Below are 22809 nucleotides of genomic sequence, written 5' to 3'. Positions count from 1 at the left end.
GAAACAATAAAAGACCCTGGCTGAAAAGCCAGAGTCTACAACGGAAATCAATTTCCGAGAAGCTTATTTAATATATTGAGGTGAAAAATGGGACGATTCAAGTTTGAAAAATGCATGGACATAGAGGGACTTTATACTATAGAGCCTGAAGTTTTTTCAGATGAAAGAGGTTGTAATTTAGAGTCATACAATTTGAAAGATTTTAAAGATTCCTCAGAAACCTACGTTGGCTTGATTTTAAAATGCACGTATACACGTTTCATAGACGCTATTTCAATTACAGTGTTGTGAGTTCTGAAATTTTAACAAAGGCCCACAAAAACTGTGTTGGAAAAAATATGAAAGAATTCGCCATGCTTAAAACGGTGTGATTATGTTGCCAATGGAGGAATAGGCAGATGTCCTACATCAGACTGGGCTACGCCCTCTGGCAAGTAAAAGTATTGATTAAAACGACTTGTTAGTACCAAATTGTATACTAGAGAAGGAAACGACTATACGGTAGTTATTGAAAAACGCTTCCTCGCTACTCTGGGTGGGGTAAATAGACAGCGATTTTATATGGAGAGGCGGGCATGATAAGCTGGTTAGCAACGCGAATTCCTTACCCTTCGCGGCTTTCGCGAGTACTCATGCCCGCAGAGGCTCCATGTCAAATCGCTCTATTATGCCTCTCAAACGTAGTTTTTCCCATGTAGTATAGCGAAGAGCCTGAAAAACAGTATGAAGAATTTCTACTTTCAATGAAGCAGGGTCATAGCTTTTTGCCTATTTTGGGTGGTGTGGCTAATATTGCATTTAGCGGGGAACGCACACTGAATTATGCGGTTCAAATAATAGATGTTATTAAATCCACGGATACAATACAATAATCAATTCCACTCCACTTCCCTACGACGGATAACGGATAGTTCATATTTCAAGGAAAGAGCATCTCAGGCTTGGTGCCCACTACCCGTTTGAGGGTGGCTCTAACACGGTGGTTCAAATCATTACCAAAGTCCAGACAGCGGTGAGGGAGGCAAGAATATCGCACAAATGTGGATGAGATTTTGTCAAAGGGGAAAGAGATATCTTAATGTGCCAGTGGGAAGTTTCATACACACTTCATATACATATCGAACCGCGATAATGATGGCATCTAGGAAAAAGACGATATACCATGTCGGGCCTTATGTATTTAGACGATGGATTGTGTAGAATATTTGTGTAAATTTAAGATCGATGTCACATGTTACGTAGATTTAGCCATTTTCCGGATACTCAAAGACTCTCTATATGGAATGGTAGTTAACGCTTCAAAAAATAAGCTAGAAGAGCTAATATAGCGTAACAAGTAGCAAAGGAGATAAAAAGGGTCAATACAATATACTTCCAATTTGGGCGGTGAAAATTACTTTTTTTTATTTCTTTTAGTTGCCGTTCAACTTCACTTACTCTATTTTTAAGTTCATCAATCATTTTTTCGTTGTCCATCCCTTATTTCTCCTTTCTTTTAGGTGCTATATAGTGCGATTTGGACTATTTTTGTTGTATCCATAAAATTTAAAAGTGTAAGTTCATCGCGTATTAGAAACTATACTCATATTTCTAAATTGAATAGGTTCTTAAAGAAATATTATAACAGAATATTACTTCTTTATGAAGGGGTTTTGATCTGGCGAGACTAAATAATGCGATACGAGTAAATTTTCGTTTAAGTTTCGAAATATTTTTGAAAAAAAGAGATATTATTTCTTCGCCCTTGCGTTAGGATTCATTTAAACAACACGGAAAAAAAGGGTAAGGCGTAATCAGATACAAATAGCCTTGTTATAAGACTTGCGGTAACGGAAAAAAGTAAGATTAGCGCACGCATTCCTATAGTTTCATTTAACTTGGCGAGTATTTGCTAACGTCGAAATAATTATAATTTACTTTCCCAAGTGGCTGCGGGTTTATCTGTATTTATGTCACAGAAACTAATAATGGGTAGAGTGCAGCATTATAGATTAATCGAATGCATCTCATATCATAAGTATTGAGGGATAAACAAACACTATCAATTATAAATTTAGCGGAACTAATTTCTTTTTGTTAATCTTGTAAATTGTAAATATATGTGATATATTGGTAGAAATTGATAGGGTGTTTGGTAAAAAAGTGGAATGTCTTTGCTTAAGATTGGTGTTTTGTTCCGTTTATTTTCTCAGCCTACATAGGTGTCCATCCTTATCCAATTTAAGCAAAGAGTCAAACAACAAGATCAGTCATCTTTTTTAAGGTTCATCCAGCCTATTGCGAAGATAAACCAAAAAAATGAAGGGACTGATGAATTGTGAAAAAAACAATCTCGTTTTTGCTAGTTCTAGCGATGTTTATGGCGGTTACTACACCCGCTAGCGCATCCGCTTCTACAGATCGATTGACTGTCGAAAAGTTCCAAAACCACTTGGAGCAGGTATCGAAAAATGATGCAAAAGCGCTAGAGGAACTAGAAAAATTTAATCGTATGTCAAATATCGAAAAATCGAAATTAATTGCGCTTCTTAACGATGGAGAGCTCATGAACAAAGTCATTAAGGAGGCATCTTCAGATATAATAAACTCTCCCAAAGAAAAAAGTTTTCATAACGGTGATATAAAAATTACGAAAACGATCACCAGCACTTTAAATGGCAATCAATCGTATACAAAAGAAATTAGCACATATGGATTGAACCTTACTTCCTTAACATTAACAGTATACTTTAAATATGATCCTTCGAATTCGGTAGTAACAGAAACACTTAGTGCAAATAACACCCACTGGAACATCAATCCCGGTCTGGTTATCACTAACGAAGCCAATGATCATTTTGTTAATGGAACTTTAGCCCAAGCTTGGGGAAATTATAACTTTTACGTTACTGCAAGTGGCGGGTTTTTTAATTATACTGTTACTCTGAATATCCAATGCGATAATGAAGACGTATCGGGGTGGCTTGAATCATAATTAATGCTTCCTCGCTATAGTGGATGCCTGATGTCTGCTTAATGCTTCCTCGCTACTCTGGGTGGGGTAAATAGACAGCGATTTTATATGGAGAGGCGGGCATGATAAGCTGGTTAGCAACGCGAATTCCTTACCCTTCGCGGCTTTCGCGAGTACTCATGCCCGCAGAGGCTCCATGTCAAATCGCTCTATTATGCCTCTCAAACGTAGTTTTTCCCATGTAGTATAGCGAAGAGCCTGCTTAATAGAGAAATGGTCAATACTGCCGAGTAAGAACGTTAATAGGGTGGGAATGACCATGTGGACCTCATTAAGCAGCAAGGATAACATGATTCACGAAATGTTTAAGGTAGCGCTCCAACTGGAGGAGCCTTGGAAATTCATGCATGTTGAGTTCGACGATCAAGAAGAGGCCTGGCATTTGTTTATCGACTTCGAACGCGGAGCAACCTTTGCATGTCCGGTCTGCGGCGCCGAGAGCAAAGCCTATGACGCCGAAATGAAAAAATGGCGTCACCTGGATTTTTGGAATTGGAAAACGTACATGCATGCGCGAGTGCCGAGAACCAATTGCAGAGCGTGCAAAAAAAGTGACGCAGGTACCGGTCAAATGGTCACGACCGCTGTCTCACTTTACTTTGCAGTTCGAAGCTTGGGCCATGCGGCTGATGGCGGAAATGCCGGTGAATGCAGCGGCACGGGAGCTGCGGGAGCATGACACACGAATGTGGCGTATCTTCCACCATTACGTCGGGAAAGCCATGGATGAACTCGATCTGACCCGCGTGAAACAGATTGCGATCGACGAAACCTCCTCCCGCCGCGGTCATCGGTACATCACTTTGTTTGTGGATGCTGAAGCGAAAACAGTTCTGTTTGCAACTGAGGGCAAAGGAATGGATACCCTCGAACGCTTCAAGGAACACCTGAGCGCTAAAGGAGCCTCTGCCGGGCAAATCGAGGACGTATGCTGTGACATGTCCCCTGCATATATCCGGGGGATTCAGGATTACTTTCCCCAAGCGGAAATCACCTTTGATAAATTTCATGTCATGAAGTTAGTGAACGAAGCCGTTGACGATGTGCGAATCCAGGAACAAAAACAAGCGCCGGAGTTGAAGCATACGAAGTACATCTGGCTGAAGAACGAATCCAACCTCAAAAGCGGGCAAAAAGAAACGTTGGCGCGGCTGAAGGATAGCAATCTGCAGACCGGGCGTGCCTATCGCTTGAAGCTGGCGATGCAGGAGTTTTGGACCACACCGCATATCTTCGCGGACGTCTACCTTCGGGAATGGATGGTTTGGGCGCTCCGCTCTCAACTCACGCCGATGGTTGAACTGGCAAAGACGATCAAGAAGCACGAGGAAGGCATAAACGGTTTGGTGCAGGCAGCCAAGCGCCGGGCGCGTGGTTACCGCAATGTTGAAAACCTTATCGCGATGGTGTACATGACGGCAAACAAACTGCGTATGCCGGTGCTCGGAGCACGCCGGGCACACTAACCCTTACCGCCTTGTGACCCCGCCTCATAGGCAGAAGGAGCGGTCAAGCGAACTCCTTGACGGCTTCTTCTGCCTATGAGATGCTCCAAGCAAGCGGAAGGGTTATCAATCTATTTAAGAGGCTTCTACCCACCGAGTAGAGCGAAGAGCCTAATTAATTAGACCCTATCAATTGGATACACCTATAGTAAGGCTACCGAAAAGGCTGTCCAATAGGTCGTTAACGAACGACTTTGCGAGATAGCCTTTTCTTTAAGTACTACCAGAATAAGGTTGTTTTTTGAGTGTGAACAGTATATTTCCAAAATAAACTTGTTAAACGCATTCAAGATAGGGGAGAATTGTTAGATGATCCTGCCATCACGACCGCTATTCTTGATCGTATCTTACATAAAAGTGAGATCATACATTTAAGTTGGGACGGCTTCCGGCTTAAACACAGAGAAACTATATTTGGAAATGCCTAGTTGTTGAAAGTTATTTAGCGAAAACTGCTCAAAAGTACATGACGGTTACAACTTCCTATATTAATTGATTTCTGCCGGCACTATTTGTATACTTAATCGTAGTAAACGATTTCTAAAAATGAGGGAATACGATGAAAAAACCGACAACGATTCACGACATAGCGAGGAAGGCGAATGTTTCTTCCGCGACGGTTTCGCGGGTACTCAGTAACAGCGATTATCCGGTAAGCAAAGCTTTGCAGGAGAAGATTCGCCGCATTGCCGCGGAAATGAACTACATTCCGAATCTGCTGGGCAAACAGTTGAAAAAAAACGTAAGCATGACCATCGGGGTCATTGTTCCGTCGATTATAAATCCTTTCTATTCTTCGGTCGTCTTCGGCATCGAAGAAATAGCAAGGGAGAACCATTATACAGTTGTTACTTGCAATTCGCTGCAGGACCCGACGCTTGAGGATGAATATATCCGCACCATCATGGAGAAGCAGATCAAGGGACTCATTATTTCCTCCATCTCCAAGGATAAATCCCTGCTCAAAAACTCCATACAGATGGGATTGAATGTCATTGCGATAGACCAGACCATCGAGGAAGAGGGCGTTTCGCAAATTAAATTCGATTATCGTAAGGGCGGATATATGGCGACGAAACATTTGCTGTCCAAAGGCCACAGCCGCATTGGCTATGTAACGTCCAGACTGGACAGGCCAAGCCGGCAAAGCATCTGTCAAGGCTATCTGTATGCGATGAAAGAAGCGAAACTCGAGCCGATCGTGGAAGAATCCAAGTCGGAGGAACTGTATAACGCTGTTTTCGACTTTGACACCGGCAAGAAACTGGCTAACAAGCTGCTCGCGGCGCCAGACCGGCCGACGGCCATATTCGCTTGCAACGACATGATGGCTTTCGGAGTGATCAACGAGCTTTCCCAGCAAGGTGTAAAGGTGCCTGAAGATATATCTGTGATGGGATTTGACGGGATCGATTTCGGCCTTATGATCCACCCTCCGCTGACGACGATCAAACAACCGGATTACGATATGGGAAAACTTGCTTGCCGGCTGTTGCTGGATAAAATAAACGGCGAAGACAGCCCGACGTTCGACGTGATGCTGCAGCCTAAGCTGCTGGAACGAAATTCAGTTTTACCGATAAGCGAGCGCGTTTAGTGATAATGCGCCGACTATAAGATTCTCTAAGGGGTGAGGTATCGTTGTCAATAAAGAAATCGATTGCTTAGCTGTTATGAAATTACTAATTAGAACCGCCATTCCGTTTGCACGGCACCAGCAGACGGTGAAAATAGACGGATTTTCAAGGTAGATAAGTGTAAATACACGAGAAAATTGTTTTTTGGTGGCGATTTTGGGAAGGAAATTGTTTACATTATTACCACACGCAAAACAAAGAGGGTCCTATTGGCATAAAAAGCTACCTCAAATACCGGGTTATTCATCTTCGAGAAGGCTCCGTTAGGAGCTTTTTTTACCACATAGGAATCTGTAAGTTCTTTACAGTGTTAATATGATACAGAACGAAGATTTCTATTGGCATAAAAAGCTACCTTTAATACCGGGTTATTCATCTTCGAGAAAGCTCCGTTAGGAGCTTTTTTACCACATAGGAATCTGTAAGTTCTTTACAGTGTTAATATGATACAGAACGAAGATTCCTATTGGCATAAAAAGCTACCTCAAATACCGGGTTATTCATCTTCGAGAAGGCTCCGTTAGGAGCTTTTTTTACTACTAGTCAAAGTAAACCGAAAATGTTATACTCTCTATAGTAATCGATTACTATAAATTAAACATGACGTGGGGGCAGATTGAATTTTATTGATTTGTTTATGCCGGTGTATTTTTAAAAGAAGGAGTGAATTTCATTGAAGAGAAGGCTTAGTTATCTTGCTTTTTTGTTAGCGCTTTTATTGGTTGTTTCAGCTTGTTCCTCATCTGGCGGCGACAGCGGAAACAACAATGCTTCAGAAAATCCCGAAAACGGTTCCGTTTCGGGTGAAGGAAACAAAGAACAGCCGAAAGACAAAGTAAAGCTGAAAATCGGATTACCTGGCAGCTATGAAGTGACGAACAAAGAGATTATCGACAAGTTTATCGAGACGCACCCGCATATTGACGTGCAAATTCAGGAAGCGCCGTGGGGCGACTTCACTTCCAAGATTGCGGCGCAAATTGCCGGAAACACGATGCCTGACGTCTGGTTCCAGGAAAACGCCACGATTCTCGGCTATGGCAAGAGAGGTGTGGCGGAAGATCTGGCACCGTACATTGAACGCGATTTGAATGAGGACGATTACATCGACGGCTTGTTCTCGGCGAAAACGCCTGAAGGCCAAGTGTGGGGAGTACCGCACGGCATTAACCCAATCGCGCTGGCTTACAACAAGGACGCATTTGAAAAAGCGAATGTCGAGCTACCGACGGACGATTGGACATACGAAGATTTGATCGAGGCCGCCAAGAAGTTGACGGTTAAAGACGGAAACGATACGAGTCAATACGGATTCATCGGTTCTTTCTCGATTACGAACGGCTGGTTCCCGTGGATCAAGCAAGCCGGAGGATCGGCGTTGGACAGTACGATGATGAAGTCGATGTTCGACGATCCGAAGACTATCCAGGGCTTGGGGCAATTGAAGGATGGCATTGATCAAGGATACTTTACTCATATCGATTATGTCAGCGCTAACGGCGGGGAGCTTGAAGTATTCGCCGGTGGCAAGGCGGCGATGTATTTCATGCAGTACAGCTTACAGGTGAACATGAACGACAGCTTCCCGGATGCGAACTGGGACGTCGTCAAAATTCCGAAGGCGGTGGACGGTAAGCGTTATGTGCCGATGGTCGCCAACTCGTGGCTCATTTCCTCCAGAGCTTCGCAGGAAGCGAAGGACGCGGCGTGGGAATTTCTGGAGTTTTATCTTGGAGACGAATCGCAGAAGATCGTAGCGGAGAGCGGTTCTGCCCTACCGGTAAAAAAATCGGCATACGATGTTCTGGAACAGAGTACGACGAAGCCGTCGAATAAGAAAGCGTTCACAGAAGGGATTGCCGAAGGCGGAGTGACGCTGGACGAGAACGCGTCCTGGAGTGAATGGCGTATAGTTGTGCAGCAAGTCGTGAACGAAATCGTCAAAGGGAATGTGGATGTGGAAGAAGGAGCCAAGGAAATTCACCAGAAAGTGCAGGAAGTGTTGGACGCCAATTCGTAGGCCCGGTTCATTGCAACCTGAGAGGTGTGGCCTTGCTGCCGCACCTCTCGGCCATAGAAAGGTAGGTAACCGTATGCACAAACAAGGATACTGGGGATATATATTCACATTACCATTCGTGTTGAACGTACTCGTATTCCTTTTGTTTCCGATCGTCTTTTCAAGCTACATATCGTTTACGCAATGGGATTTGTTCAACCCGCCGAAGTGGATCGGGCTGGACAACTGGATAAATACGTTGAATAAACGGGAATTTTGGGTAGCGATTCGCAATGTCTTTGTTTTTGCGCTCATCTTTGTTCCGCTTCAAACCTTGATGGCCTTTGTTATCGCTTTTTTATTAAATCAAGCGATCCGCGCCAAAGCCTTGTTCCGTCTCATGTATTTCTTGCCGGTCGTAACCCCGTGGATTGCCGGCGGCGTAGTATGGGTGTGGATGTTCAACTATCAGTATGGCGTCATTAATTGGTTCCTTGGTCTGTTCCATATCGATCCGATCCGCTGGATTGACAATAAGTCCTGGCTCGTCGTGATGGCCAGCATTGCTATAGTGAACGTTTGGAAAGGGGTCGGGCAATCGATGATCATTTTACTTGCGGGCATGCAGAACGTGCCCAAAGAAGTGCTCGAATCGGCGCAAATCGACGGAGCTTCCGGCTGGAAGCAGCTTACGCATATCGTGTTTCCCATCGTGACGCCGATGGTCTATTTGGTCATGATTTTATCTACGATATCGGCTTTTCAGGCGTTCGACGTGTTCCTGGGCTTGTTTGGCAGCATTACGACAGGCATCCCTGAACGGAACATGGTTCCGAACCTGCTCATATACCGCGACGCCTTCCTTCTGTTCAAGATGGGGCCGGCTTCGTCTATGGCATGGCTGCTGTTTATAATCATTCTGGCGTTCACGCTGTTCCAAAAGTATTTTGAGAAAAAGTGGGTGCATTATGACTAAAACTACACCTCGTCCACTTAAGATAGCGGTTTATTTGCTGCTGATTGCAGGTTCTGTTTTCATGGTGTTTCCCTTTATATGGATGATTTCGACTTCGCTTAAAACCGTCGGCGCTATCGCACAGATGCCACCGCAGCTCATTCCGAATCCAATCAACTTCGACAATTATGTAACGATATGGAATAAAGTCAATTTCGGACGATACACGCTGAACAGCTTTTTCATCGTTGTGCTGGACATGATAGGCTCCTTGCTGTCATGCTCTCTCGTTGCGTTCGGACTCGCTATGTACAAATTTAAACTAAAAGGTCCGATCTATATCGTCATGCTGGCGACCTTGATGGTTCCGGGCCAGGTTACGATGATTCCGACCTATTTCATATGGAAGGAATTCAATGCGCTCAATTCGTACTACCCGTTAATCGTGCCAAGCTTTCTTGCGGGGGCATTCGGCATTTTCCTGATGCATCAATACATCAAGTCGCTGCCTAAAGAGCTGTACGAATCTGCGGTGATCGACGGCTGCAGTCCGCCAGGCATCTTTTTCAAAATCTACCTACCGTTGTGCAAACCGGCACTGGCAGCGCTGGGAGTGTTTACGTTCATGGGCGCTTGGAACAATACGCTCGGTCCGTTAATTTATTTGCAGGAAAAGTCTTTGTACACTTTGCCGCTCGGATTGCTCTATTTGAAATCGGAAAACGTGAACCAGGCTTTGATGATGGCGGGGGCCGTCATTACTACGCTGCCGGTCGTCCTCGTCTATTTGTTCGCGCAGAAGCAGTTCGTGCAAGGTATCGCCTCATCAGGGCTAAAAGGTTAAAGTCAGGAGATGTTATTGGATGAAAAAATATGTGCTTGTCGGCGCCGGTTCCCGGGCTCTATATATGTTCGCCAAACCGATGTCATTGCAGTGGAGGCATCATGTCGAGTTTAAAGGCGTATATGATATCAATAAAATACGCGCGAAACTGCTGAGCAAGGAATGCGGCGGAGTGCCGGTTTATGGCGATTTTCACGAGATGCTGGAGGAAGCCAGGCCCGACGTCGTTATCGTCGCTAGCTCGGACAACACTCATCACATTTATATTGTTGAGGCGCTTCGGGCCGGCTGCGACGTCATTTCAGAGAAGCCGATGACGATTGACGAGGACAAATGCAGAGAAATCTTGAAAGCGGAACGGGAAAGCGGAAGAAAGGTTACCGTCACGTTCAATTTACGGTTTGCTCCTTATTTTGCCAAAGTGAAGCAGCTGCTGCATGAAGGCGCGATTGGCGACGTCCATCACGTTCATCTCGAATGGTTTCTGGACCGAACTCATGGTGCGGACTACTTCCGCAGATGGCATGCCGAGATGAAAAATAGCGGCGGCCTGCTGGTGCACAAGTCGACGCATCATTTCGATATCGTCAATTGGTGGGTGAACGGCCGTCCTGTTCAATTGCAGGCGTTCGGGGCGCGAAGGGTGTACGGCGATCAGGGCCGCAAGAAGGGCGAAAGGTGCCTGACTTGTGAATATAAATCATCGTGCGAATATTACAAAGACATTACCGCCGACCCGTTCATGGAGCAATATTACCGCCAGGCCGAACAGGAAGACGGGTATTGGCGCGACCGCTGCCTGTTTGACGACTGCATCGACATCTACGATACGATGGCGGTCAATGTGCAGTACGATAACAGTGCGCTGCTGAACTATTCGCTCGTGGCCTACAGCCCGTATGAAGGTTGGCGCGCAACCGTGAACGGCAGCGAGGGCCGGCTTGAGCTGGGAGAAATTTATACCAGCGCCGATATGCAGCAAACGGACAGCAACCTAATCAAGTTATATAAGCCGGGTGGCCGTGCGGAACATATCGAAGTAGCCGCGGCCTCGGGCGGCCATGGCGGCGGGGATGCCAGACTGCTGCAAGCGCTGTTCGAGGGCGGAATCGACGATCCGCTCGGGCAGCAGGCGGACAGTCTTGCGGGAGCAGCTTCGCTGCTCATCGGTGCTACGGCGAACAGGTCGATCGCCGAAGGCCGGGCACTGCAAATTCCCGATGGTTCCCTCATGCGATGAATCGTCGGAGGCGGGAGAGAGAAGCGGCATGAACAGAATACAAGAGCTGGAGCAATATAAATGTACGTTATATGACACGCGTGATCAATTGAAGCTCCATATTTTCGATCGCGCGGACCGGGCGTTCGCCGCCGGCGACCACGATCGTGACAGTATCGTAGACATCGCCGGGCTTCAAGCGCGCCAGGCGGCGATAAGGGAAGCGTTCCTGACAGTGATCGGCGGGCTGCCGCCAAGCGATGCTCCGCTGAATGCGCGAACGACGGGAAAGACGCAGGCCGTAGGATACAGCGTCGAGAACGTCATCTTCGAGCCGCGCCCCGGCCATTACGTTACCGCGAACTTTTATTTGCCGGATGAGCGCGAAGAGAGATGTGCCGCAGTGTTGTTTCTATGCGGGCATGAATATGAAGCGAAGCACAGTCCGTATTATCATCAAGTCTGCTTGCGGTTCGTACAGGCGGGATTCGCAGTGCTCGCCATCGACCCGATCGGACAGGGCGAGCGGCTAGCTTTTGTGGACTTCCCGGCAGGGGAACCCATATGGGGAACGCAGGAGCACCAGCTGTTCGGTGCGCAATGTTACCCACTCGGGGACAGTATCGCCCGCTACTTCGTTCATGACGCAATGCGCGCGGTTGATTATCTGCAGCAACGCCCGGAAATCGACGCCACCCGTATCGGCGTGACCGGCAATTCGGGCGGAGGCACCCAGACGGCGATGTTGATGGTATGCGACGAGCGGCTCGCCGTGGCGGCGCCGGCCACTTTCATCATGAACCGCCGGCAATATATGCATGCGGGCGGCGTTCAGGATGCGGAGCAGGTGTGGCCCGGCTTGTCGGCGCAGGGGTTCGACCACGAAGATTTGCTGCTGGCGTTCGCGCCCAAGCCGCTCCTCGTGCTGGCCGTGCAGTACGACTTTTTCCCGATCGAGGCGACGCGGCGTACGGTCGACCGCTGCCGCCGATTCTGGGAAATGTCCGGCAAGGCCGGGGAACTGCTCCTCATAGAAGACCAATCGACCCATCGTTATACGGATCGATTGGCCGTTGCCGCCGCCCGTTTCTTCAGCTGGCATCTAGCGGGGCGGGGGGCCAAGCCATTCCCCGACACGTTGGCTGCGCCGGAACCGGAGCCACTGTCACCCGTCCCTGCCGAGCGGCTGCTGTGCACTGCCAGCGGGCAAGTGCGTCGCGACTGGCCCGCCGCCCGAACCGTTCGCGACGAGAACGCTGCTCGGTGTGAACGGCTGCGCCGCATGCGTGCCGGGCTTGCGCCGGAGTCAAGGCGGGTACGCGCGCTCGGATGGCTTCGCGAGAGGGTCTGTGGCCCCCGGACGTGCTGCGAGCTGAATCCCCGCCGCATAGGGGTCGGCGAAGCGGACGGTTTGCGCGTGGAGTATTTGCTGTGGTGGTCACAGCGCGACTTGATGAACAGCGGTTATTTATTTCACGCAGACGGCACAGACGGCGCGGACTGCAGGGTGGCCGAACGGTACAGACCGGTCACGGTGGCGTTATGGCCCGGAGGAACAAGCCGCCTGTCGCGGCACTGGCCCTGGATTCGCCAGACTTGCGCGCAAGGGCGCGACGTCCTTGTGCTGAACGTCTCCGGTGTCGGTCCGCACGAGCCGCATGCGATTTACGGCAAGCCTGCCCACCGTTTTTTCGGAGTGATGCACAAGCTGACGGATGACCTGTTATGGCTTGGCGACAGCCTGGCCGCTCTGCGCACGTACGACACGATTCGTTGTCTCGATGTGCTCGCACATTTGGGCGAATGGCCCGATGAGCCGGCCGACTTCTACACAGACGGGCGGTACGGAATGTATGTCCAGCTTGCCGCCATGCTGGACAAAAGAATCGGGCGCATAACGGGGCGCGATCTCTTAGGTAGCATTTCCGATTGGGTCGAGATGCTTCATTATGAGGAAGAAGATGTCATGAGCCTTGTGTTTCCGGGAATTTTACAATATCTCGATCTTGGCGAACTGGCGAGAAAGGAAGGATACAGATGACGAAACCAATCACGGTCACTCTTGTCGGAGCGGGCCTGCGCGGGATGATTTACAGCAGTTATGCTCATCAACGGCCGGAGGAAATGCGCATTGTCGCCGTAGCCGAACCAGATGTAGCAAAGCGGGACCGGGCACGTGAACGCTTTGGCATAGCCGGGCAGCGCTGCTATACAAGCTGGGATGATTTGTTCGCGCAGCCGCAACAGTCTGATGCCGTCTTCATATGTACGCGCGACCGGGATCATTACGAACCGGCGATGAAGGCGCTGGAGGTGGGCTATCACGTACTGCTGGAGAAGCCGATGTCCCCGGACTGGCGGGAATGTATCGAGCTGGGCAAGCAAGCCGAAGCCAAGGGCCGTATTCTGACCATATGCCATGTGCTGCGGTATTCTCCTTTTTTTCAGACGATCAAGCAATTGCTGGACGAAGGCCGCATCGGTCGGCTTATGTCGATTCAGCACAACGAGAATGTAGGATATTGGCATCAGGCACACAGCTATGTTCGGGGCTATTTCAATAACGCCGAAAGATCGAGTCCCATGATTTTGGCGAAATCCTGTCATGATCTGGACATTATTCAGTGGCTGGCGGGTGGGGTATGCACAAGTGTATCATCTTACGGCCATCTGTCTTATTTCCGGCCGGAGAATGCTCCGCCGGGCGCTCCGAAATATTGTATCGACGGATGTCCGGTCGCGGACGAATGCGTGTATTATGCGCCCGATACTTATCTGGTGGAGAACGGCGGCTGGAAAGCAGAAGCGGCAAGCAGCGACCCGAGCTACGAAGCGCGGTATAAAGCGATGAAGGAAGGTCCGTTCGGCCGTTGCGTATTTCAGTGCGACAACGATGTGGTCGACCACCAGGTCGTCAGCATGGAATTCGATAATGAAGTGACGGCGGTTTTCACGATGAGCGCCTTTACGGAAAAATGCAATCGGACGCTCAAATTGATGGGAACCGAAGGTGAAATTCGCGCGACGATGGAATCGAACGAGATTGAGATCCGTCGGTTCGGAAGCGGTCGGCAGGAAGTGATCAAGCTAGTCGACCCAGAAGGCCATATCGGTCACGGGGGCGGTGATCGGAGGCTAGTCTACGATTTTGCGAAGGCGGTTCGTCGGCAAGGGACTCATCGCAGTGTTACGTCCGCGCAAGCTTCTATACAGAGTCATCTGATGGCGTTCGCGGCGGAACGTTCGCGTATAGAGAAAAGAATGGTTCGTCTGGATGAATTTCGATAGGGAGGAAACCGACAAAATGCAAATCAACATATTCGAGACAGCAGATCAGAGCGGCTTGGAAGCGGCGCTTGCCTGCAAGGAACTAATTGGGGATGCTATCCATACGAACGGCAGCGCTCGCATTGTGCTTTCAACGGGCGCTTCGCAATTTGAGTTTTTGCAGCATTTTATTACGATGAATATTGAGTGGGACAAGGTGGAGATGTTCCATTTGGACGAATATATCGCTCTGCCGGAATCTCATCCGGCAAGCTTTCGCAAATATTTGAAGGAACGGTTTTTGCAATATGTTAACGTGAAACAGGTTTGTCTTGTCAACGGTGAGGCGGAACCGCAGGCGGAACTGCGCCGTCTGAATGAAGAGATCGCCAAAGCTCCGGTCGATGTAGCCTTGATCGGCATCGGGGAAAACGCCCACATCGCCTTTAATGATCCGCCAGCCGATTTTGTAACGGAAGAGCCGTACAAAGTTGTCGATCTGGATGACACCTGCAAACAGCAGCAAGTGCGTGAAGGGTGGTTTGCTACAGTTGACGATGTCCCTAAGCAAGCGATCACAATGACGGTGAAGCAAATATTGAAGAGCCGCCACATCGTATCGGTCGTGCCGCATGAAGCAAAAGCCGCGGCAATCGCGAATACGTTCAAGCGGGAAGTGGATCCCAACTATCCGGCTACAATTTTGAAGTCGCACTCGAACTGGCGATTGTATCTGGACAAAGATTCCGCTTCGAAAATTTATGCCTGGAGCTGACGCGGTCCGAACTTGTGTCGGAAAATACACCTTCGGCAGAGCGGTGGCGAATGCAGACCGGTACAGATAAGCACGAAGACATATAATTTTTCCAGGCAAAAAAAGGGGGGGAGAGGGCTTGTCAGTTTTGCAAGGCAAGCTTGCCCGGACGGGCAAGGAGGGGAATGGGGGAGCTCCGGAGGCTCATCTGCTTCCATGCTTGTCGAATTCAGAGCAGCGGCTTCAACAGACGATGGATGATCCGGTGACGGTGGTTCAAATCGGCGAAGGCAATTTCCTCCGAGGCTTTTTCGACTGGATGATTCATGAAGCGCGCTGCCAGGGAATTTATCAAGGCAGCATTGCGGTCAGCCAGCCGCGCCCTTCCGGTAAAGCGAAGCTGGATGCACTGAAACGCCAGAACGGGCAGTACACGCTCGTCATGCGCGGTTTGAGCGATGGAGTCCCCGTAGAGCGCACCGAAATCATTTCTGTTTTTTCCCAGATGATCGATCCGTATTCGGAATGGGATCGGTTCCTCCGTCTGGCGGAGCAGCCTCATCTGCAGTTCGTCATTTCCAATACAACGGAAGCGGGGCTCGTTTTTTGCCCCGAATCGATGACCGAAGGCGAACCGGTAGAATCGTTTCCCGGGAAAATGACGTTGTTTCTGTACCGCCGATACTTGACTTTCCGCGGCGAACCGGACAAAGGCCTTATTTTTTTGCCGTGTGAGCTGCTGGAACGCAACGGGGATGAGCTTCGAGACTGCATACTGCGTTATTGCGAAGATTGGGGGCTGCCGGCTCCGTTTATCCGGTGGGTAAATGAGCATAACCGTTTTTTGAATTCGCTCGTGGACCGCATCGTAACCGGCTATCCGGATACGGAGGCGGATGCATGGTTTGCCGAATGGGGGTACCGAGATGACCTGCTCTGCACGGCCGAGCTCTATCATCTGTGGGCGATAGAAGCGGAGCCCGAACTGGAGGAGAAGCTTCCTTTGCGGCGGGCGGGTCTGAATGTTCATTGGGTGGACGACCTGACGGAATACCGTCTGCTGAAGGTGCGGCTGTTGAACGGCGCCCATACATTAATGACCCCGCTCGCACTGCTCTATGGGCTTGAACATGTGCGCGAAGTGATGGGGCATCGGGAACTCGGGGCATTCGTACGCCGGACGATCGAGGACGAGATCATTCCTTCCTTACCGGTACCTGAAGCAGAAAGCAGACGGTATGCGGAAAGTGTATACGAACGTTTTCTCAATCCGTTTATCCGTCACCGGCTATCGGATATCGCAATGAACAGCGTTAGCAAGTTCAAGGTGAGGCTCTTGCCGTCTCTGCTCTATTATCGCGATCGAGGAGAAACGCTGCCGCAAGGGCTCGTCCGGGCGTTCGCCGGATTGCTGAGGTATTACAGGGTGAGTCGAACGGAAAAAGGCTATGAAGGAATTTCCTTGAACGGAGATAAATATAGGGTAAACGACGACAGAAACGTGATGGAAACATTCGCATATGTCTGGGGGCAGGAACAAACGATGTCTTGGGTTGAACTGGCCCGCCGTTTGCTCGGACTCGAGAACCTATGGGGGACGGATCTGGCCGCAATAGCCGATCTATCGGAAGCGGTCGCCGGACATTGGGAACGAATGGAGATGAGAGGATGAAAGACTGGGTTCGCTTGCATGGAGAGGATCATGTCATCGTCGCTTTGCGGAGTTTCGCCAAGGGAGAAATATTGGAGCTGGACATGGGCGCGGTGGTGGCGAGGGGGACAGTTCGGATCGAACTTCGGGAAGACATTCCGAAAGGGCACAAGGTTCTCGTTCAGCCGGTCAGGAAGGGAGAACCCATCCGGAAATTCGGTTATTCCATTGGGAAAGCGAGAGAGGATCTGGTCCCCGGCTGCTGGGTTCATACTCATAATATGGAGACGGGGTTAAAAGGTTTCATAGATTATACATACGAGCCTACTGAGCCGGTTCAGGAAACCGAAGCGGCAGCGCCTCTTACATTCCCAGGGTATGTTAGAGAAGGCGGGGACGTCGGCGTTCGTAACGAAATCTGGATTATTAACACAGTCGGCTGCATTAATAAAACGTGCGAAACGCTCGCCAGAAGAGCCGATGCGCTCTATCGCGGCCGAATCGACGGCGTTTATCACTTTGCACATCCTTTCGGTTGTTCGCAGCTTGGTGACGATTTGAAGTATACACAAGCTCTGCTCGCATCCCTTGTCCGTCATCCGAATGCCGGCGGCGTACTCGTTGTCGGGCTGGGCTGTGAAAATAACCAAATCGATTCGTTCAAACAAGCCATCGGGGAATTCGATCCGTTGCGCATACGTTTTATGAAGGCACAGGAGGAAGAAGACGAGCTTGAGATGGGCTTGGAATTGATCGAACAACTGGTAGAGCACGCGGAACGGTTTCTGCGCGAGCCGGTTTCCATCTCGAAGCTTAGGATCGGTCTGAAATGCGGAGGGTCGGACGGGTTGTCCGGAATAACGGCCAATCCTCTGGTCGGGGCCGTCTCCGATCGGTTGACCGGCATGGGTGGAACGACGATTTTGACCGAAGTGCCGGAAATGTTCGGGGCGGAAACGATATTGATGAATCGGGCCGCAGACGAGAAGGTGTTCGATCAAATCGTACGTCTGATCAACGATTATAAGCAATATTTTATACGGTACGATCAGGAAATTTATGAGAACCCTTCGCCGGGCAATATAGAGGGAGGCATTTCCACTTTGGAAGAAAAGTCGCTCGGCTGTACCCAAAAAGGGGGGCATGCGGTGGTCGTCGATGTCGTCGGCTACGGAGGCAGAGTAAGCAAGCCGGGGCTGAATCTGCTTGAGGCGCCTGGGAACGATCTTGTCTCCGTTACGGCGCTTGCCGCTGCGGGGGCCCATATCGTCCTGTTCACGACGGGAAGAGGGACTCCTTTCGGCGGACCCGTACCTACGGTAAAAATATCGACCAACAGCGAGCTGGCCGTTCGTAAAAAGAACTGGATCGACTTCAATGCAGGGCAGCTCCTTGAAGGAAAGCCTATGGACCGTCTGACGGACGAATTGTGGGCACTCATCGTCAGCATAGCTTCCGGAGAATCGGAAGCCCGCAATGAACAAAACGGATTTCGCGAAATCGCCATTTTTAAAGACGGCGTGATTTTGTAGAATGGTAGCCACCAATATCCAAGACAAAGACCCGCATTTATGGCGGGTTTTTTCATTTTTTAACTTTATTACCTCAACTATCGCAGACTGAAATCGCCAAATAACCTTTGAATTCATTAGGCCATCTGTCTATTTAATTTCCGGCTTTACGCTGAACCGAATCAGTGATTCCTCTCCTGCTTTTATGACGGCTTTCGCCGATCCAATCGCTGCAAGACGACAGCCCGTTTGAGACTAACTGATTTTCTACGTAGCAAATAGAACCGTTTACCTGGTTATGTCTCGATAATTTTCACTCTTCTGACGGTGCCGTTTGACGGTACCGGTGACGCTTTTCCGACTTGGACGTCTACCTTGAAAATCGTTTTCATTTTCTGCTGGTGCCGTGCAAGCAGTCTACTCGCAGAATGGCGCGTCTAACTGGATTTCATACAGTTAGTTTGCAACTCTGGAGCGAAATACGGAAACTAAGTGGAAAAACTACAGTTAGTTTGTGCAAGAAAGGCGATTTCAGCAAAAAGCCTTGATTCTAAATGTAGTTTTTCCATTTACTTTAATCATTTTCCGCCATTCGCTTAAATTTACCTGCATAAAATACAGTTAGACCGTCGAGGGTTCACCACAAGTAAAGGTTTTCTACTTGTGCAACCGCGCGCTGGGAGTCGCGCTCGGTGCGGAAGACATTTATATCAATACTTATCTTCTGCGAGTCAAATCAAACCTTTAATCGTTTTTCGCTCTGCGAAAGTTGAGTTTATTACAAAATATGGGGCAAGATTCTGGGGAGGAGACATCAGTCTGTGGAGTTCCAAGGTATTACGGTGGTTATCGATTCATGGAAGGGTATCTGGAAAATTAAGGCGGATGATATGTTACAATTAGAATGAACGTCGGGAGGTGGAGGATGACCTATAAATACTGTCCCAGATGCGGACAAGAACTAAGCAAACGCATTATTCCGGATGAAGGTGAGATTCCGTACTGTGAAGCATGCAGGAAACCGTTTTTCATGTCATCGCAGGTTTGTGTGCTCGTGGCTGTCATTAATGAACAAAATCACATTCTATTAACTAAGCAAAAACATATTTCAAATGATAAGTGGATCCTTATATCGGGTTATGTTAAGCAAGGCCACAATATGGAAGAAACGGTTGTTAGAGAAGTCAAAGAAGAAACCGGGCAAGAGGTCAGGGAGCTTCAGTATATTTCGAGCTATTATCATGAAGGTTCCGATTTATTGATGATAGGATTCGCTGCCTTTGTCACCCAGAAAACCATCGGAAGTTCACACGAGATACAGGAGTTCGGATGGTTTTCCGCACATGACGCCGCCGAATCCATTTGGAAAGGAAGCATTGCCGAAAAACTTTTAATAAAAATAAGAGAACGAATGGAAATCTAGCAGCGTCCCCATACATCGGTAAGAAGCGACAAGAACCAGCAATAATGCAGGTCTTTGCGGCGTTTTTAGTTAAAAACGGCAAAAGACGAGCAGTTGTGCAGGTGAATTAAGCCATTTGGCCGATTTTTGGATTTTTGAGGGGAAGGACTTGCATTATCGCTCGTCTTTTACGAGATTTAGCTCATTACCGCTAAAAGACATGCACTTATGATGGTCTTCAATCTATAGGGTTGTGATGAAGTGAAGGGAGGAACCTTCCCGGCTATATTTTCTGTCGTCCTGATCATTCTGGGGGTCCTGTTCATCTTCTGGGGATGCTTTAAGGACGAATATAACCGTTTCCATAAGCGGTAATATGTCTTGAAAAGGGAATCGCGAGACCGATTAATCCGAGCAAGATTGTGTCAGCACTGCGCAACTGCGTTGAAGACCCAACGTCTAATAAGGAAAAAGCGATTTCAGTTACTTGATCCGGAAGGGGAAATGGCAATGGCCCGCTATAAGGTATTCATCAGACGTACGGCTGCTTTTCTGTTGGGCGCTTTGCTGACGAGCGCTTTTATCAATGATAATGGCGTCCAAGCGGCGGGAACGGGACTGGTCAACGAGCAGGGGGAAGAGATTAGGCTGGAAAGCCGGGTGAATGACAGTATTCTATGGCATGTTCCGCTGGAGAACATCGAGGATGTTTATTATCATGGAACGATGCTGCATGATGAGCAGGGGAATTCATATATTCTCGCGGACGGAAGCCTGGTTTCCATCGATCTCGAGGGCCGCCGGCGTTGGTCGTTCGATGTTCCAAGGCACGGAATCGCTCCGCGCGGTCTGGTCCGGGGCGAAGATGGAACGATTTATGTGCTGGAGGTTGAGGAATTTAAGGATGACCGCTATACCGACCGAACAGGCTGGATCACGGCCGTTGACCCTTTTGACGGAAAGATCCGGTGGCAAAGGGGTATGCCGGAGGGTCACAGGCTTAGTTCAAATTTCGTGACTGCGGCCAATTCCAGCGGGATCATCGTGGTTGCGGCCTCAACCGGCTCTGTTCCATCATTAAGTGGAACCTGGAGAAGAGAAGCTTCGATGTTGTCCAATCGGCGGATAACGAATTGCTTCGCCAGCTGGGGGTGCCTTATGATCCCGCCGGAGGCCAATACTGCTTCAACGGCGGCGGGTTGTTCAAAACGCTTGGCCCCGGCCAAAATCTGTGGCAGTATCAGCCGGATCCTTCTTACACTTATGCAGCTTACGTGCAAGCGGATGCGTCCGGTAATTTGTCATTCACGGATAATGGAGGAAGCTGGCATCGGGCCGATCCTGATGGAAACCCGATCAGCGAGCTAAGCGTAAGAAACCATTCGTTAACCCATTCTGCACACTGGAGCTTGGCTAACGGTACTTCGATTGTTGCGTCAAATACATTCGGCATTATGGCCATCGGTGATGAGAACCGTCCGATTACAGTCTTTGTCCGCGGGACACGCCTTAACTCGGAGGCAGAGGCTTCGCTGGTTAACAGCCAGACCTTCGTGCCTCTTCGCGCGACGGCAACCGCTCTGGGAGCGAACGTGCAATGGAACGGGGAGGACCGGAGCGTGAAGGTGACTCTGGCCGAGCAGGTGATCACTTTATGGATTGACCGGCAGCAGGTCAAGGTAGGCGAAGAGCATTTTCTCCTGGAAACCGCCCCCTTCCTCCGGGATGAGCATACGATGGTGCCTCTAAGATTCCTGTCTCAAGCTCTCGGTTACGAGGTCGATTGGGATCCGGTCAACCGTTTCGTCCATGTCCGTTAATGTCTCTTTATTTCCCATATAAACACAAAGGAAGTGTTCCTGTTGAATCTTGAAAAAATCCATGAGATCGCTTTTAGAACGATGGGAAAGAGGAAATCACATTTGAACAGGGAAAGAGGGTTCATCTACTACCATTGTGAAAGAGTTGCGAAAATTTCTATTCATTTAAGAAAGGAACTGTTTCCGGACGATTCCTCCCTGGATGACCGGATTTATGTCGGAGCCCTCTTTCACGATGTAGCCAAAGGTATCGAACCCCATCATCAAACCGGATCCGCTTTAGTCCGAACATTGCTGCAGGAAGAATGCACGGGGGAAGAGCTGGACGATATAGCGGATATTATTCGGTATCATAATACCCGTCATCAGGAGGATTTGCCCTTTTTCATATCAAAATTGTTCAGGATGCCGACGTGCTGGACCATTTCGGTTCCCTGGAAATCTGGCTCAAATTTGTGTACAGCGGCCATATGAACGAGAACGTATTTGATGCAATTAGGTTATGGGAAAGCGAAGAATACAAGAAATATTTGGAGAACTCAAGGCATTCTTTAAATTATGAGAGGTCCAGGGAGATCTTCGACCGGAAAGTCGAATTTGCAGCCCAGTTTGAAAACCGGTTTCGTTGAGAATGTGAGGGCCGGATCGATTTTTAGAGTGCAGGTTTGTGTAAAAGGAGGAGGAGGCGCTGTTGAAGCGAATTGACGTCGTTTATTCATTAATCACCAATGTGGAACGGGATCGGATTTTAATGGTTAAGAACAGGGACAACGGGCGCTGGACTCTTCCCGGCGGAAAAGTAGAAGCGGATGAAACGCTGGAAATAGCGCCAGCGAGGGAAGCTTGGGAGGAAACGGGGCTGAAAGTAAATGTGCACGGCATAGTGGCCGTTAATGAATACATAACGGAGAAGGATCAGGAGCATATTATTTTCTTTACCTTCGCGGCCGAGATCGGCGAGGGACAAGAAAAAATCGTCATACCGGATGAAATCATGGAAATTGCGTGGATCGGTATAGAGGAGGCGGATCGTCTGATGCCATACTACAAAGAAGGGCTTAGCGCGATCGTACGGAGAAATCAGTCCGTCACTTATTTTAATGAAGGCAGGTTCTGAGTGGGTGATCGGGTTAAATTGACTTCGGTCAAAAGTATACGAGGATTAAAGCGGTTGAGCGGTGATGGGCTGATTGTCTGTCTGCCCGCTCGGCCGCTTTTTTGTCCTTTACCCA

The 22809-nt window shown here is 48.9% G+C and carries 19 protein-coding genes and 1 pseudogene; 19 read left to right on the top strand and 1 reads right to left on the bottom strand.

The genetic code is table 11. From position 1 onward, the window contains the following. Positions 1-1290: 1290 nt before the first annotated feature. On the bottom strand, positions 1291-1476 hold the full coding sequence (locus ACFQ03_RS09625) for a hypothetical protein (protein ID WP_379287757.1): 186 nt from the start codon (positions 1474-1476) through the stop codon (positions 1291-1293). Between the two features lie 841 nt (positions 1477-2317). Between ACFQ03_RS09625 and ACFQ03_RS09620 the strand changes: the two genes are divergently transcribed. The 19 genes and pseudogenes from ACFQ03_RS09620 (at position 2318) to ACFQ03_RS09530 (ending at position 22694) form a co-directional block, all read left to right on the top strand. Then, positions 2318-2974, top strand: coding sequence for a hypothetical protein (locus tag ACFQ03_RS09620; protein WP_379287755.1), 657 nt, complete (start codon positions 2318-2320; stop codon positions 2972-2974). Positions 2975-3272: 298 nt separating this feature from the next. After that, positions 3273-3692 carry a transposase family protein gene (locus ACFQ03_RS09615; protein ID WP_379287753.1) on the top strand — a complete coding sequence of 140 codons (420 nt, stop codon included), beginning with the start codon at positions 3273-3275 and terminating at the stop codon, positions 3690-3692. Continuing rightward, entirely contained in the window at positions 3613-4479 is an 867-nt protein-coding gene (locus ACFQ03_RS09610) for an ISL3 family transposase (protein ID WP_379287751.1), read from the top strand. Before ACFQ03_RS09615 ends, ACFQ03_RS09610 begins: the two co-directional genes overlap by 80 nt. Before the next feature lie 326 nt (positions 4480-4805). Further along, a pseudogene (locus ACFQ03_RS09605) lies at positions 4806-4946 on the top strand (ATP-binding protein); the annotation flags it as partial. Positions 4947-5077: 131 nt separating this feature from the next. After that, complete coding sequence (locus ACFQ03_RS09600; RefSeq protein WP_144937849.1) at positions 5078-6115, top strand: LacI family DNA-binding transcriptional regulator; 1038 nt, start codon at positions 5078-5080, stop codon at positions 6113-6115. Positions 6116-6828: 713 nt separating this feature from the next. After that, positions 6829-8175: an ABC transporter substrate-binding protein gene (locus ACFQ03_RS09595; protein ID WP_379287748.1), complete on the top strand. Its 1347-nt coding sequence runs from the start codon at positions 6829-6831 to the stop codon at positions 8173-8175. A gap of 73 nt (positions 8176-8248) precedes the next feature. Continuing rightward, a complete protein-coding gene (locus ACFQ03_RS09590) occupies positions 8249-9130 on the top strand; it encodes a carbohydrate ABC transporter permease (protein WP_144937843.1) in 882 nt (293 codons plus the stop codon). Further along, a complete protein-coding gene (locus tag ACFQ03_RS09585; RefSeq protein ID WP_379287746.1) occupies positions 9123-9953 on the top strand; it encodes a carbohydrate ABC transporter permease in 831 nt (276 codons plus the stop codon). Before ACFQ03_RS09590 ends, ACFQ03_RS09585 begins: the two co-directional genes overlap by 8 nt. A 19-nt stretch (positions 9954-9972) precedes the next feature. Beyond that, positions 9973-11193, top strand: a complete 1221-nt coding sequence (locus tag ACFQ03_RS09580; protein WP_144937837.1) for a Gfo/Idh/MocA family protein — start codon at positions 9973-9975, stop codon at positions 11191-11193. A 28-nt stretch (positions 11194-11221) separates the two neighbouring features. Beyond that, positions 11222-13213 (top strand): alpha/beta hydrolase family protein, encoded by a 1992-nt coding sequence (locus ACFQ03_RS09575; RefSeq protein WP_379287744.1) that lies wholly within the window; start codon positions 11222-11224, stop codon positions 13211-13213. Further along, complete coding sequence (locus ACFQ03_RS09570) at positions 13210-14460, top strand: Gfo/Idh/MocA family protein (RefSeq protein WP_144937831.1); 1251 nt, start codon at positions 13210-13212, stop codon at positions 14458-14460. The genes ACFQ03_RS09575 and ACFQ03_RS09570 overlap by 4 nt, the downstream gene beginning before the upstream one ends. 16 nt (positions 14461-14476) lie before the next feature. Next, complete coding sequence (locus ACFQ03_RS09565; protein ID WP_144937828.1) at positions 14477-15214, top strand: glucosamine-6-phosphate deaminase; 738 nt, start codon at positions 14477-14479, stop codon at positions 15212-15214. A 118-nt stretch (positions 15215-15332) separates the two neighbouring features. After that, the gene (locus ACFQ03_RS09560) at positions 15333-16865 is read left to right on the top strand and encodes a tagaturonate reductase (protein WP_260982097.1); all 1533 of its coding nucleotides are present in this window, start codon (positions 15333-15335) and stop codon (positions 16863-16865) included. Then, the gene (locus tag ACFQ03_RS09555; protein ID WP_379287741.1) at positions 16862-18376 is read left to right on the top strand and encodes a UxaA family hydrolase; all 1515 of its coding nucleotides are present in this window, start codon (positions 16862-16864) and stop codon (positions 18374-18376) included. Before ACFQ03_RS09560 ends, ACFQ03_RS09555 begins: the two co-directional genes overlap by 4 nt. A gap of 904 nt (positions 18377-19280) precedes the next feature. Continuing rightward, on the top strand, positions 19281-19778 hold the full coding sequence (locus tag ACFQ03_RS09550; RefSeq protein WP_379287739.1) for an NAD(+) diphosphatase: 498 nt from the start codon (positions 19281-19283) through the stop codon (positions 19776-19778). Between the two features lie 489 nt (positions 19779-20267). Further along, positions 20268-21125: a hypothetical protein gene (locus ACFQ03_RS09545; protein WP_379287737.1), complete on the top strand. Its 858-nt coding sequence runs from the start codon at positions 20268-20270 to the stop codon at positions 21123-21125. Then, positions 21056-21577 carry a stalk domain-containing protein gene (locus ACFQ03_RS09540; RefSeq protein ID WP_379287735.1) on the top strand — a complete coding sequence of 174 codons (522 nt, stop codon included), beginning with the start codon at positions 21056-21058 and terminating at the stop codon, positions 21575-21577. The genes ACFQ03_RS09545 and ACFQ03_RS09540 overlap by 70 nt, the downstream gene beginning before the upstream one ends. A gap of 102 nt (positions 21578-21679) precedes the next feature. Continuing rightward, positions 21680-22051 carry an HD domain-containing protein gene (locus tag ACFQ03_RS09535; RefSeq protein WP_379287732.1) on the top strand — a complete coding sequence of 124 codons (372 nt, stop codon included), beginning with the start codon at positions 21680-21682 and terminating at the stop codon, positions 22049-22051. Between the two features lie 217 nt (positions 22052-22268). Beyond that, complete coding sequence (locus ACFQ03_RS09530) at positions 22269-22694, top strand: NUDIX hydrolase (RefSeq protein WP_379287729.1); 426 nt, start codon at positions 22269-22271, stop codon at positions 22692-22694. The last annotated feature ends 115 nt before the right edge of the window (positions 22695-22809 follow it).

Origin of the sequence: Paenibacillus residui (assembly GCF_042677205.1) — a bacterium.
GTDB lineage: Bacteria > Bacillota > Bacilli > Paenibacillales > NBRC-103111 > Paenibacillus_L > Paenibacillus_L residui.
This window is presented reverse-complemented; position numbering and strand designations above follow the sequence as displayed.

Excerpts from the sequence above, each read along its gene's own strand:
- ACFQ03_RS09545 (WP_379287737.1), top strand. The coding sequence starts at position 20,268 with ATGGCCCGCTATAAGGTATTCATCAGACGTACGGCTGCTTTTCTGTTG.
- ACFQ03_RS09550 (WP_379287739.1), top strand. The coding sequence starts at position 19,281 with ATGACCTATAAATACTGTCCCAGATGCGGACAAGAACTAAGCAAACGC.
- ACFQ03_RS09570 (WP_144937831.1), top strand. The coding sequence starts at position 13,210 with ATGACGAAACCAATCACGGTCACTCTTGTCGGAGCGGGCCTGCGCGGG.
- ACFQ03_RS09585 (WP_379287746.1), top strand. The coding sequence starts at position 9,123 with ATGACTAAAACTACACCTCGTCCACTTAAGATAGCGGTTTATTTGCTG.
- ACFQ03_RS09615 (WP_379287753.1), top strand. The coding sequence starts at position 3,273 with ATGTGGACCTCATTAAGCAGCAAGGATAACATGATTCACGAAATGTTT.
- ACFQ03_RS09555 (WP_379287741.1), top strand. The coding sequence starts at position 16,862 with ATGAAAGACTGGGTTCGCTTGCATGGAGAGGATCATGTCATCGTCGCT.
- ACFQ03_RS09580 (WP_144937837.1), top strand. The coding sequence starts at position 9,973 with ATGAAAAAATATGTGCTTGTCGGCGCCGGTTCCCGGGCTCTATATATG.
- ACFQ03_RS09590 (WP_144937843.1), top strand. The coding sequence starts at position 8,249 with ATGCACAAACAAGGATACTGGGGATATATATTCACATTACCATTCGTG.
- ACFQ03_RS09625 (WP_379287757.1), bottom strand. The coding sequence starts at position 1,476 with ATGGACAACGAAAAAATGATTGATGAACTTAAAAATAGAGTAAGTGAA.
- ACFQ03_RS09565 (WP_144937828.1), top strand. The coding sequence starts at position 14,477 with ATGCAAATCAACATATTCGAGACAGCAGATCAGAGCGGCTTGGAAGCG.
- ACFQ03_RS09575 (WP_379287744.1), top strand. The coding sequence starts at position 11,222 with ATGAACAGAATACAAGAGCTGGAGCAATATAAATGTACGTTATATGAC.
- ACFQ03_RS09600 (WP_144937849.1), top strand. The coding sequence starts at position 5,078 with ATGAAAAAACCGACAACGATTCACGACATAGCGAGGAAGGCGAATGTT.